Genomic DNA, 12,100 nt, shown 5'->3' with positions numbered 1-12,100 from the left:
ACAGAAAAAAATGTAGTAATTTTTATTTTGGCAAAATTATATACTTATCTTAAAGTTTTGTAGGGCATCGTTATTAAGAGTTATAAACATAGTTCTAAAAAATATTATTTTCTGGTAGACAGAAGTGAAAAAAAAGAGTATATTTATCTTATAAAGAAATGATGTTTAATATAAAGAAATAAAATTTGAAGGAGGAATAAATAATGAAAATTGCAGTAATAGGAGCAGGTGCTATGGGGAGTTTATTTGGAGGCTTGCTTAGCGAAAATGGTAACGATATCACACTTGTTGATGTTTCTAAAGCGCATATTGAGGCTATTAATAGAGATGGACTTCTGCTCACAACGGCAACTGGCTCTAGATACATAAAAGTTGAAGCGAAATATGCAAAAAGCGTAAATGAAATTCCAGATCTTGTGATTATATTTACAAAAACTATTTATTCAGCAGATGCCATGGAGTCAGCTAAACATTTCATAGGAGATAATACATATGTAATGACATTGCAGAATGGACTTGGAAATGTAGAGTTAATTGAAAAATATGTTCCAAAAGAACGAATTATTGTAGGTATGACTAATTTTCCAAGTGACCTTGTGGGTCCAGGAAGAGTAAGTTCTATGGGAAATGGTATAGTAGTAGCTATGAGCGCAAATGGACAAGATCATCCGTTTTTAAGAACTGTTGAAAAAGAATTCAATAAAGCTGGTCTTAATTGTGAAATTTCTGCAGATGTGTTTGTTCATATTTGGGAGAAGGTAGCTTTTAATGCTGCGTTGAATACATTAACAGCAGTTACAAGGCTGCGAATAGGAGATATGTCTTCAACTAAGGAGGGACATTCTCTTGCTTTTGAAATTGCTACAGAAGTTATTTCGGTGGCTAATAAATCTGGAATTGATGCTAAATTAGAAGCTGTAATTAAAAACCTTGAAATGGCTTTTGCTGAACATGAAAGTCACATGCCTTCAATGATGCAAGATATGCTTGCCAAGAGACAAACAGAGGTAAATTTTATCAATGGTGCTGTAGTTAAACAAGCAGAGTCAGTAGGAATGGATGTACCAGTAACCCGAGTTATGTATTCTTTGATCAAACTTATTCAACAAAGATATTTTAGTCAAGTATTAGAATAATTTTATATTTTACTATGATTCATATTTGCTTAAACTTGTGGAAGTTTAGTTTTCTATAGAGATAAGCACGTCCAAAAGTAGACTTATATTGTGATATATGTTTTCAAGACTTGGCGCAATAAAAGCTATTAGTCAATCTAAATCTCAACAAAATCTAAGAATTATTTATAAACTCGTACCCCAGACGTATAAGTTATTCTAAGATTTTCTAAAATATTTTGATAAGATTGAGTAAAAAGTTTTTATATGTGACTTCAGCTTTGGAAACATATAACTGCGTATAAGTCTATTTTATGTTAAAGAAATGTTTCTTTATAATAAACAATAATTAACATAAAGAAATATTTTTTCGAAAATCTATTTACAAAATAATCTGATAAGTTTATAATTAATATAAGAAACGTTGTTTAATATAAAGAAACAAGGGGGGATAATTATGAACGAAAATTTAAGTAATGGGATTCCAAAAGGTAGGTGGCTGCATATAATTCCACCGGCAATGCTAGTGTACATAGTTGCATTTATGGATCGTACGAACATAGGGTTTGCTATAGCAGGAGGAATGGATAAAGCTCTAGGCATGACTGCTACTGCATCTGGTCTTGCGGCAGGAATTTTCTTTATTGGATATTTGACGCTTCAAGTTCCAGGGGCTCGAATGGCAGAACGAGGGAGTGCTAAAAAATTTATAGCGGCAACAATTGTTGCATGGGGAGCACTTGCAGTTCTTTCAGGTTTGGTACAAAATATGACGCAACTACTTATTATCCGTTTCCTGCTAGGTGTTGCAGAAGGAGGCGTTTGGCCAGCAATACTAACAATTCTAAGTCACTGGTTTCCAAATGAAGAGCGTGGTAGAGCAAATGCATTTTTTATTATGAATGTTCCAATTGCTTCAATAATTACTGGACCATTGTCAGGTTTCATTGTATCAACATATGGTTGGAGAAATGTATTTATAATAGAAGGAGCAATAGCAATAATATTATTATTTATTTGGTTCCCACTTATTAGTGATCGTCCTAGCGATGCCAAATGGATTAGCAAAGAAGAAAAGGATTACATTGAGTCTAAACTACATGAAGAACAAGAATCGTTAAAAGGAAAAGAAGTAGGAAAAGTATCCCTTGGCAAGCTTTTAACAAACGTAAATATGTGGAAGCTAATTATAATTTATATGTGTTTTTGTATTGGAACTTATGGATTTGCACTTTGGTTACCAACGCTCTTAAAAACACTAACTCATTCAGGAATGACTGGTGTAGGGTTACTGTCAGCTATTCCATATGTAGGTACAATTTTGGGATTATATGTTTTTGCACAACTTTCAGATAGAACCATGAATAGAAGGCTTTACACAGCTATACCTTTGATAGCATTTGGAATATGTTTAATGCTATCAGTAGTATTTAAGAATAATGTTTGGGTATCATTTGCATTTCTTATAGGTTGTGGTGTATTCTTTCAAGCTCCATCAAGTACATTTTGGACAATGCCACCATTATTATTTGAAAGTGATATGGCAGCAAGTTCTCGTGGGGTCATAAATGGATTAGGAAATTTAGGTGGATTTTTAGGACCATATTTAGTAGGATTCTTAACTACCTTATTTAACTCAGGAGTAGGTATTTATACTTTAGCAGGATTTATGGTAATAGGATTTTTGGTAACAATGACACTGCCAGAAAAAACTGCAGGAACTAATACAAAATCAAGCTTGTCCAAGAGTGAAGCTGCTGAATAAATATTATTGATGAGTTATATCATATTAATTCATAGAAATACTAGGACATGTAGCCATGAAGATAAGGTTTTTTAGGGTAAGTGTTATTATGTTGAAAACGTTTCGTATTGATAATGAGTGATAATTGATGAAGTGCTAGATGAAAACCTTTAAAGCATAAGAGTACAGTAATTAGTATTTTTAGACTACATAAAATTGTATTAACAAGCAATAACTGTATGACTGCAGTTATTGCTTCAAAATATAATAGCTTATATAAGCAGCGCTATATTATATGTTACAAAAAATATAAACTAAGAGGTGATATAATTGTATAAAATATTAGCAATAAATTTAGGTTCAACATCAACAAAAATGGCATATTATGAGGATGATGTTTGTATAAATCGTGTAACAGAAGACCATCCTACAGAGGATATTGTAAAATTTTCTGATATAATGGATCAGCACAAATATCGTAAAGAAATTGTAGAAAAGTTTCTTAAGGAGAATGGAATTGATAAAACTTCATTAGATGCTATTGTTAGCCGTGGTGGACATACAAAGTCTTTAGAAGGTGGAGTATATAAAGTTAACAGTGAAATGCTTCTTCAACAGGCAAGTGGAATGTATGGTCGCCATGCTTGTGATTTGGGAAGTAAAATAGCCTATGAAATGTGTAAGGAAAGTAAAGCTATTCCTTTAGTAGTGGATCCTCCTATTACTGATGAATTTGATCCTATAGCAAGATTATCTGGACATCCACTTATGCCTCGTAAGAGTAGCTTCCATGCTTTAAGTCATAAAGCTACAGCAAAAAGATATGCTCGTGAAAATGGACTTAAATATAATGAACTTAACTTAATTGTAGTCCATCTTGGAGGTGGAATTTCAGTAGCTGCTCATAAAAATGGCCTGATGGTTGATGGTGATAATGCCTTAGATGGAGATGGAACTTTTTCTACAAATCGTACAGGAGCACTTCCAGTGGGAGCATTAGCAAAGCTCTGCTACTCAGGTAAATACACTTATGATGAAGTGAAAAAAATGCTCAATGGAGAGGGCGGACTTGTAGCCTACCTTGGTACCAGCGATGTTAGAACCGTAGAAAAGATGGCGGAAACAGATGAAAAAGCTGCTTTGTGTCTTGATGCAATGATCTATCAAGTATGTAAGGAGATAGGTGCCATGACTACAGTACTTTGTGGTGATGTTAAAGCCATTCTGCTTACCGGAGGTATTGCAAATTCTAAGTATGTTGTGCAGAAAATAAAGGAGAGATGTAATTTTATCGCTCCAATTGTAGTGTTCCCAGGAGAAAATGAAATGGAATCCCTTGCCAGAGGTGCCTTTGAGTCTCTTCGTGGAGAGGAAACTATAAGAGAACTAACAGAGGATTGTATTTAAGGATTTTCATGATATAGAAAATAATAATTCAAAACATGATTCAGATATTGACAAACTGTTTTTTAAATAATAGAATATAAAATATTAACCACGATGATGAACAATGTTCAACAATGATGAACGATATGTAGAAGAAGGAGAGATATAAGTGTCTTACAGAGATTTAAGAGAGTTTCTAGAAGTGTTAGAAAAAGAAAATCAATTAATAAGAGTTAAAGATGAAGTTATGCCTGAACCAGATTTAAGTGCAATAGGAAGATCTGCTCCAGATATGGAAAACGGTCCAGCGGTTATTGTAGAAAAGGTAAAAGGTTATAAGAATAGTGTGGCATTAAACGTACATGGCTCGTGGCAAAACCATGCATTGATGCTAGGGTTACCAAAAGATACTCCAGTTAAGGACCAATTTTTTGAATTAGATAAAAAGTGGTCAGATTATCCAATTAAACCTGTATGGGTAGAGAATGCACCAGTTAAAGAAGTTAAGATTACCACTGATATTAATTTATTTGATGTACTTCCTCTTTTTAGAGTTAATAAGTATGATGGAGGTTTTTACATATCTAAAGCTTTAATAGTAAGTAAAGATCCAGAAGATCCAGATAATTTTGAAAAACAAAATGCTGGTACTTATAGAATACAGGTAAAGGGAAAAGATTTAGTTGGAATTCAACCACTACCTTTTCATGACATAGCAGTTCATTTGAGAAAAGCAGAAGAAAGAAATGAACCATTGCCAATAGCAATATGTCTTGGTAATGATCCAGTACTTAATTTTATGTCAAGTACACCAATTGAATATGTTCAATCAGAATACGATTTTGCAGGAGCCTTGAAAGGTGAGCCTATAGAACTTACAAAAAGCGAACAGGGAAACTTAGATATTCCAGCTAGAAGTGAGGTTATTCTTGAAGGTTATATAATGCCAAGAGAAAGAAGAATAGAAGGTCCTTTTGGAGAATTCCCAGGAAGTTATTCAGGAGCTAGACTTCAACCAGAAGTAAAAATACATACAATTACTCACAGAATAAATCCTATTTTTGAAAATTTATATCTAGGTATGCCTTGGACAGAAATAGACTATTTAATGGCTTTAAACACAAGTCTTCCTTTATTTAGACAACTAAAAAGAGATTTTCCAGAAGTAGTTGCTGTAAATGCTATGTATACTCATGGAATAGGTGTTATTATCTCAACTAAATCAAGATTTGGAGGATATGGTAAGTCAGTAGCAATGAGACTACTATCCACTCCTCATGGAATGCCTTATTCTAAAATAGTTATTGTAGTTGATGAATTTGTAGATCCATTTAATTTAGAACAAGTTATGTGGGCTTTAACTACAAGGGTAAGACCGGATAAGGATGTAGTTCTTATTCCAAATGCACCAGGCATGCCATTAGACCCTTCTTCAGAACCAGCTGGAATGCACACAAAACTTATTATAGATGCTACAACTCCAGTTGCACCAGACAAAGCTAGAGATACAGAGCTACTAGATGTTCCAGACAAAGTGGATTATTGGATGAATTATCTAAGAAATACAATGAGAAAAGAGGGAGATAAGTAATGATTTGCCCAAGATGCGATTCTAAAAATGTAGATTTATTGACAAAAGCTCCTGTTGATGATGCGTGGGAAGTGTATATATGTGAAACCTGCTGCTTTTCATGGAGATCAACTGAAAGCGATGATATAAAAGATCCAGAGAAATACGATAAAAGATTTAAAATAGATAGTAGTAAAATTTCTTCTCTTGATAAAATACCACCAATTCCTGAATTAATTAAGAAAAAAGACTAGAGCTATAATTAATGATACAAATAAATAAAAAGTTAAATAGAATAGAAATACAACTTGTAGCATTTGAGATGGGAAAAGATATATGTGTAATATTAACTGGAGGGAAAGCACACCTTGGTTCTGTAACAATAGGTACACAAGATTATTCAACTGAAACATTTCCAATTGGAACACATAAGGAATATGTAATTACAGAAATGCTAGGAGAAATATTAAAGAAAAGATATTCAGGGAATTTTGCAATATGTTGTGGTATACATTTAGATAATATTACAAAAGAAGAAATATCAGATGTTGCTAGTTTATCTTGTCAAATGGCAGAAGAACTGTGTTTGCAGCTAAAAAAGAAAAAATAAGTAACATAGAAAAAGATCTATTGCATATTTGAAAAATAAAAAAGATTTATGCAATAGGTCTTTTTCAATAATTGGTTTTAGGAGATGAAATAATGGAAATTGTAGTTGGAGTGACAGGTGCAACTGGAACCATCTATGCAGTAAGACTGCTGGAGGTTTTAAAAGAGAATAAAAATATAAACACTCATTTAATTATGAGTGAATGGGCAAAAAAGAATCTAGAAATAGAAACAGATTACTCCTTAGATTATTTAGAGAGTTTAGCAACTTACATATATGATCATAAGAATTTAGGTGCAAAAACTTCTAGTGGGTCATTTATCACAGATGGAATGGTAATTCTGCCTTGTAGTATGAAAACACTTAGTTCAATTGCCAATGGTTATGATGATAATTTGATTTCAAGAACTGCTGGTGTAATGATAAAAGAAGGAAGAAAATTAATATTGAGTCCAAGGGAAACTCCATTAAGTCCGATACATCTAGAAAACATGCTTAAATTATCAAGAATCGGAGTAAGAATGGTTCCACCAATGGCAGCTTTTTATAATAGTCCTCAAAGTGTAGAGGATATAATAAATCATCATGTAATGAAAATACTTGATCAATTTGGAATTATATATAATAAAGCAAAGAGATGGGATGGTTAACCATAGGATCAAAATCTGACTACTTTAATAGTTGTTGCAGTTAACTGTCGCAGATGTTAAGGTGGTTTTTATTTTAATAATTTCTAAAATAAAGTTCAAAGTTAACAGCTTTGTGAAGCCCTGTATTCTGACTATATAGAAGGGAGTGTTATAGAAATGCAAGAAAATATGGAACCTGATTCGATATTAGAAGCATTTAACAAATTGATACCATATTTAAAACACTTTTTTGAACCAAATTCGAATTTTGCGGTGACCAACAGGGAAAAATTTTTAAATTATGTTCAAAGTGAAAATATGAAAGTCCAAGTAAAGCCTGGAGATCCAATTAAAACTGAGGGCATTATTTATAAAGCTATACAAACAGGAAAAATTCAATCAGATGTAGTTCCAAAGGAAAGAAATGGATTTGCCTTTAAAGCTGTGGCAGTTCCTATTAAAGATAATCAAGGAAAGGTATCAGGGGTAATAACAGTAGGGAATAGTTTGGAAAAACAAGAGCAAATGCATAATTTATCTCTAAATTTATCTACAGCCCTTCAACAGATAACAGCAGCAGTTACGGATATCGCCAATATTGCTCAAAATATAGCAGAAATTAATGGGAAAATGCTTATTGATACACAAGAATATACTGAAGAAATAAAAAGGACGAAAGAAATTCTTCAAGTATTAAATAACATAAGCAGTAAAACAAATATTCTTGGTTTAAATGCAGCAATTGAAGCAGCAAGGGCTGGAGATGCTGGAAGAGGGTTTAAAATAGTAGCTGAAGAAATAAGAAAGTTATCCAACTTAAGCACTGAGTCTATTGGAAAAACTAAAGGAATTCTTGAACTAATAAAGGAGGTATTTGATGGTTTTTCTGTTGATATTGGTAAATCCAGTGAAATGACCCAAGAACAAGCAGCCACTCTTCAGGAAATAGCAGCGGCTTTAGAGAAGATTAATTCAACAGCTTCTGTACTTGAGGAAATAGCAGCAAAAGTTTAGAATATGTATGGGTGTAGACCTATGTTTAATTGCCTTATATGAATTAATTGGACAATTAAAGAAGATATAAATAAAATTAAAATCTAATCCTAGGGAGAAGTTAATATGGAAGAATATATTATAGCAGTTGACAAGTATAATAAAGAAATAGGGTCTATTAAAAAAATGGAAGCACATTATAAGGGCGTATTACATAGAGCTTTTTCAATATTTGTCTTTAATTCTAATAATGAATTATTGATACAAAAAAGGCATAAAACAAAATATCATTCTGGAGGATTGTGGACTAATACTTGTTGCAGTCACCCTCGATATAGTGAAAACTTGCAAGATGCTATTTATAGAAGATTAGAGGAAGAGATTTGTATCAAAAAATTTTGATGATAATGAGGGATTTAGTACTGAAAATAAAATTAATTTTAGTACTAAATCCTATTTTTATTTTCAATACTATAAACAAAGTTTTGGGTATCAAATGTTGTTCTTAGCTGGAGCCGCAGTAAGTTCGGTTCAGAATTTGACTCTCGCAGTAGCACCAGAGTTTTATACTATATCTATTCGTGGAACGGCAGTGGTATGGGGATTAGCTATTTCTCGTTTGGGGAGTGCAACAGCATCAATAATTATTTGTGTATTAATTCAGGCGAATTTTTCTATGACAACAGTTTTCGAACCATTCATAGTTCCAGCTATTATTGGATGTATATCAATTTTGCTCACTAAAAAGGAGTCAAATATGTCTAATATAGCTAAAGAAAGTCAACAACAGGCGTAATCAAATTTATATATAAAAAAAGGTAAAGTTATAAAACGTGGAGTAGAATAAATTAGGATACGTTTCTCTATATCACACAATAAGTATTATAAAGAAAAATTTTAAAAATCTATTTACAAAAGAATTAGAAAAGTCTATAATTATATATAAAGAAACGTTGTATACTATAAAGAAACGAGTATGCAATCAAAATGAATACTTTAACCAAGTATATCTTTTACTTTAATCACAAAGATGAAAGGAAGGAAGAATAAAATGATTAAATTAAAATTTTACGGACTAGGAGGACAAGGTATAGTAACAGCAGCAAAAATGCTGTCAGAAGCAGTATCCTTGAACGAAGGAAAATATGCTATTACAGTACCAGCATATGGACATGAAAGAAGAGGTGCGCCTGTTAATACCAGCATTATTGTAGATGATGAGCCAGTATTATTAAATTCATTTGTTTATGATCCTGATATCGTATTAGTGGCAGATAGTTCAATTATAGATAAAGGCATAGACATTTCAGAAGGAATACACGAAAATAGTGTTTTAGTATTAAATACTGAAGACGAAAACGTTTTAGAACGTTACAAGAAATATAACTTTAAAGAAGTATATTATGTAGATGGAACTAGAGTAGCAGTAGAAAACATAGGTATGGCAATTCCAAACGCTTCAATGCTTGGCGCATTGGCAGCAACAGGTTTAGCTAAAATTGAATCAATTGAAGATGCTATTAGAATAACATTTGGTAAAAAGGCGGGTGATAAAAATGCAAAAGCAGCAAGAGACTCTTACGAACAAATCAAAAAAATGTAGTGTATATGGACCAGTAGCTAATGTATATGCCGCTGCAAACACAGGAAGCTGGAGATTAGAAAGACCAAAAGTTGACTTTGAAGCCTGTGTTAAATGTGGAACTTGTGAAAAGTATTGTCCAGCAAATGTAATTGATGTAATAAAAGATAAAGTCGAGTGCATTGAAATCGATTTTAACTATTGCAAAGGCTGTGGAATTTGTGCAAATGAATGTCCTAAGAAATGCATTAGTATGGTACCGGAAAGGAGTGAAGGTTAATGGCTTATAAAATGCTAGATGGAAATGGAGCAGCAGTTGAAGCTATAAAGATGGCAAAAGTCAAAGTAGTATCAGCATATCCAATAACACCTCAAAGCACAATAGCAGAAAAGCTATCAGAAATAGTAGCATCAGGGGAATTGAAAGCAGAATATGTTCGTGTTGAATCAGAACATACAGCTTTATCAGTTGCAACAACAGCCCAGCTAACAGGAGTGAGAACAGCAACTGCTACAGCATCACAAGGATTAGCTTTAATGCATGAAGTAGTAGGAATGACATCAGGAGTAAGAGCTCCAATTGTAATGCCAGTTGTAAATAGAGGACTTGCAGCACCATGGACATTGTGGTGTGAACATGGAGATGCAATGGCAGAAAGAGACATGGGATGGCTACAATTCTATTGTCAAAATGTACAAGAAGTATATGACATTATGCTTATGGCATATAGAGTTGCAGAGGATGAAAAAGTATTAACACCAGCAATGGTATGTTTAGATGGTTTCTTCCTTTCACACTCAATGCAGAAAATAGATGTACCAAGTCAAGAAGAAGTAGATGAATTTGTAGGACCGTATGTGCCTAAAAATACATACTTAGATACATCAGATCCTATGTTTATATGTAACTTAACAGGATCTGATGATTATACAGAAATGAGATATCAACAAAAAGTAGCTATGGACAACTCCTTTGAAGTTATAGAAAAGGTACAAAAAGAATTTGAAGAAAAGTTTGGAAGAAAGTTAAGTATTGTAGAAGGATATAGAACAGAAGATGCAGATGTAGTTTTAGTAGCCTTAGGTTCAATGTGTGGTACTGCAAAATATGTAGTTAACAAATTAAGGGAACAAGGTAAAAAAGTAGGTTTGGTAAAAGTTGTAGTATTTAGACCATTCCCAGTAAAGTATTTAAAAGAAGTTTTAAAAGGAAAAGAAGTAATCGGAGTATTTGATAGAAGTGCTGGATTAGGTGGACAAGGTGGCCCGGTTTGGAGTGAAACTTGTGCAGCTATGAAAGCAGTAGATTGTGATATAAGACATTATGTAGGAGGACTTGGAGGAAGAGACGTTACAGCAGATAATATAGAAAAAATATTCAATGAACTTTTAGAAATAAAAAAAGGAAAGAGAAAAGATCATACACAGTGGATAGATGTAAAAGAAAATGCTATGGATATAAGGCAGGTGGAAAAAAATGCACGAAATTAAACATAATTCAAAAGGATTAATACCACATGGAGTAAGTGCTTGTGCAGGTTGTGGAATGGAATTAATTATAAGAAATGTTTTAGATGTATTAGGCGAAGATACAATAATTATAATACCACCAGGATGTTCAGCATTATTTTCAGGTTATGGAAATGAAACAGCAATAAAAATTCCAGGATATCAAGGAAACCTCGAAAATACTGCAGCAGGTGCAGCAGGAGTAAGAGCAGCGTTAAATGCAATGGGAAATACTCATACAACAGTTGTTGGTTTTGCTGGTGATGGTGGAACTGTAGATATAGGACTTCAAGCATTATCTGGTGTACTAGAAAGAGGAGATAAAGTACTTTATATATGCTATGATAATGAAGCTTATATGAATACAGGAATACAAGGCAGTAGTTCAACACCATTTTTAGCAAGTACAACAACTACACCAGCAGGAAAACCAACTGGAAGAAAAGATTTAATGCAAATAGCAATTGCACATGATATACCTTATGCTGCAACAGCTTCAATTCATAATTTAACAGATTTAAAGAAAAAAGTGCAGAAAGCAAAGGATACAGATGGTCCATCTTTATTGCATATACACACACCATGTCCTACAGGATGGAGATATAATCCTGCTAAAACAATAGAGCTAGCGAGAGCAGCTGTACAAACAGGATGTTGGGTTCTATTTGAATATGAAAATGGAAAGATAACAATAAATAGTAAGCCAAAAGAATTAAAGCCTGTAGAAGAATATATTAAACCTCAAGGAAGATTTAAAGGTTTAAGTGCAGAACAAAGAGAAGAATTGCAAAAATATACTACAGAACATTATGAAAAATATATTAAGAGATTAGAGAGTATGGTTTAATATCAAGTGATTGTTAGGTTTAGATTAAGTTTTCTCATAAAAATAACTTTCCCCAGATAAATATTAATAAGATAAGGAGTATTGTAAAAATGCAATAACTCCTTACTTTTATAAT

Annotated in this window: 14 protein-coding genes; all 14 read left to right on the top strand. The window is 32.8% G+C overall.

Annotated elements, in window-relative coordinates; translation table 11 throughout:
* Positions 1-203: 203 nt before the first annotated feature.
* The 14 genes from I6U48_RS12285 to I6U48_RS12220 all read left to right on the top strand — a co-directional run bounded on the left by I6U48_RS12285 (position 204) and on the right by I6U48_RS12220 (position 11,985).
* A complete protein-coding gene (locus I6U48_RS12285) occupies positions 204-1,136 on the top strand; it encodes a ketopantoate reductase family protein (RefSeq protein WP_218320755.1) in 933 nt (310 codons plus the stop codon).
* 436 nt (positions 1,137-1,572) lie between these two features.
* Complete coding sequence (locus I6U48_RS12280; protein WP_218320754.1) at positions 1,573-2,880, top strand: MFS transporter; 1,308 nt, start codon at positions 1,573-1,575, stop codon at positions 2,878-2,880.
* Positions 2,881-3,189: 309 nt separating this feature from the next.
* The gene (gene buk, locus I6U48_RS12275) at positions 3,190-4,266 is read left to right on the top strand and encodes a butyrate kinase (protein ID WP_218320753.1); all 1,077 of its coding nucleotides are present in this window, start codon (positions 3,190-3,192) and stop codon (positions 4,264-4,266) included.
* Between the two features lie 148 nt (positions 4,267-4,414).
* Entirely contained in the window at positions 4,415-5,836 is a 1,422-nt protein-coding gene (locus I6U48_RS12270) for a non-oxidative hydroxyarylic acid decarboxylases subunit C (RefSeq protein ID WP_218320752.1), read from the top strand.
* On the top strand, positions 5,836-6,069 hold the full coding sequence (locus I6U48_RS12265) for a non-oxidative hydroxyarylic acid decarboxylases subunit D (protein WP_218320751.1): 234 nt from the start codon (positions 5,836-5,838) through the stop codon (positions 6,067-6,069). The genes I6U48_RS12270 and I6U48_RS12265 overlap by 1 nt, the downstream gene beginning before the upstream one ends.
* An 11-nt stretch (positions 6,070-6,080) precedes the next feature.
* On the top strand, positions 6,081-6,425 hold the full coding sequence (gene lpdD / locus I6U48_RS12260) for a prenylated flavin chaperone LpdD (RefSeq protein WP_218320750.1): 345 nt from the start codon (positions 6,081-6,083) through the stop codon (positions 6,423-6,425).
* A gap of 92 nt (positions 6,426-6,517) precedes the next feature.
* Positions 6,518-7,075, top strand: a complete 558-nt coding sequence (locus tag I6U48_RS12255) for a UbiX family flavin prenyltransferase (RefSeq protein ID WP_218320749.1) — start codon at positions 6,518-6,520, stop codon at positions 7,073-7,075.
* 156 nt (positions 7,076-7,231) lie between these two features.
* Positions 7,232-8,068: a methyl-accepting chemotaxis protein gene (locus I6U48_RS30090; protein WP_218320748.1), complete on the top strand. Its 837-nt coding sequence runs from the start codon at positions 7,232-7,234 to the stop codon at positions 8,066-8,068.
* 105 nt (positions 8,069-8,173) lie between these two features.
* Complete coding sequence (locus I6U48_RS12245) at positions 8,174-8,449, top strand: NUDIX hydrolase (RefSeq protein ID WP_218320747.1); 276 nt, start codon at positions 8,174-8,176, stop codon at positions 8,447-8,449.
* A gap of 94 nt (positions 8,450-8,543) precedes the next feature.
* Entirely contained in the window at positions 8,544-8,843 is a 300-nt protein-coding gene (locus tag I6U48_RS12240; RefSeq protein WP_218320746.1) for an MFS transporter, read from the top strand.
* Between the two features lie 255 nt (positions 8,844-9,098).
* Positions 9,099-9,650 carry a 2-oxoacid:acceptor oxidoreductase family protein gene (locus I6U48_RS12235; RefSeq protein ID WP_218320745.1) on the top strand — a complete coding sequence of 184 codons (552 nt, stop codon included), beginning with the start codon at positions 9,099-9,101 and terminating at the stop codon, positions 9,648-9,650.
* Positions 9,604-9,909 carry a 4Fe-4S binding protein gene (locus I6U48_RS12230; protein WP_218320744.1) on the top strand — a complete coding sequence of 102 codons (306 nt, stop codon included), beginning with the start codon at positions 9,604-9,606 and terminating at the stop codon, positions 9,907-9,909. Before I6U48_RS12235 ends, I6U48_RS12230 begins: the two co-directional genes overlap by 47 nt.
* Complete coding sequence (locus I6U48_RS12225; protein WP_218320743.1) at positions 9,909-11,120, top strand: transketolase C-terminal domain-containing protein; 1,212 nt, start codon at positions 9,909-9,911, stop codon at positions 11,118-11,120. Before I6U48_RS12230 ends, I6U48_RS12225 begins: the two co-directional genes overlap by 1 nt.
* The gene (locus I6U48_RS12220) at positions 11,107-11,985 is read left to right on the top strand and encodes a thiamine pyrophosphate-dependent enzyme (RefSeq protein WP_218320742.1); all 879 of its coding nucleotides are present in this window, start codon (positions 11,107-11,109) and stop codon (positions 11,983-11,985) included. Before I6U48_RS12225 ends, I6U48_RS12220 begins: the two co-directional genes overlap by 14 nt.
* Positions 11,986-12,100 lie beyond the last annotated feature (115 nt).

This window comes from Clostridium thailandense, assembly GCF_019207025.1.
GTDB classification, from domain to species: Bacteria; Bacillota; Clostridia; order Clostridiales; family Clostridiaceae; genus Clostridium_AM; species Clostridium_AM thailandense.
This window is presented reverse-complemented; position numbering and strand designations above follow the sequence as displayed.

What these genes read in the sequence shown, in the direction of transcription:
- I6U48_RS12285 (WP_218320755.1), top strand. Translation starts at nt 204, where the DNA reads ATGAAAATTGCAGTAATAGGAGCAGGTGCTATGGGGAGTTTATTTGGA.
- I6U48_RS12280 (WP_218320754.1), top strand. Translation starts at nt 1,573, where the DNA reads ATGAACGAAAATTTAAGTAATGGGATTCCAAAAGGTAGGTGGCTGCAT.
- I6U48_RS12265 (WP_218320751.1), top strand. Translation starts at nt 5,836, where the DNA reads ATGATTTGCCCAAGATGCGATTCTAAAAATGTAGATTTATTGACAAAA.
- lpdD (WP_218320750.1), top strand. Translation starts at nt 6,081, where the DNA reads ATGATACAAATAAATAAAAAGTTAAATAGAATAGAAATACAACTTGTA.
- I6U48_RS12255 (WP_218320749.1), top strand. Translation starts at nt 6,518, where the DNA reads ATGGAAATTGTAGTTGGAGTGACAGGTGCAACTGGAACCATCTATGCA.
- I6U48_RS30090 (WP_218320748.1), top strand. Translation starts at nt 7,232, where the DNA reads ATGCAAGAAAATATGGAACCTGATTCGATATTAGAAGCATTTAACAAA.
- I6U48_RS12245 (WP_218320747.1), top strand. Translation starts at nt 8,174, where the DNA reads ATGGAAGAATATATTATAGCAGTTGACAAGTATAATAAAGAAATAGGG.
- I6U48_RS12240 (WP_218320746.1), top strand. Translation starts at nt 8,544, where the DNA reads ATGTTGTTCTTAGCTGGAGCCGCAGTAAGTTCGGTTCAGAATTTGACT.
- I6U48_RS12235 (WP_218320745.1), top strand. Translation starts at nt 9,099, where the DNA reads ATGATTAAATTAAAATTTTACGGACTAGGAGGACAAGGTATAGTAACA.
- I6U48_RS12230 (WP_218320744.1), top strand. Translation starts at nt 9,604, where the DNA reads ATGCAAAAGCAGCAAGAGACTCTTACGAACAAATCAAAAAAATGTAGT.
- I6U48_RS12225 (WP_218320743.1), top strand. Translation starts at nt 9,909, where the DNA reads ATGGCTTATAAAATGCTAGATGGAAATGGAGCAGCAGTTGAAGCTATA.
- I6U48_RS12220 (WP_218320742.1), top strand. Translation starts at nt 11,107, where the DNA reads ATGCACGAAATTAAACATAATTCAAAAGGATTAATACCACATGGAGTA.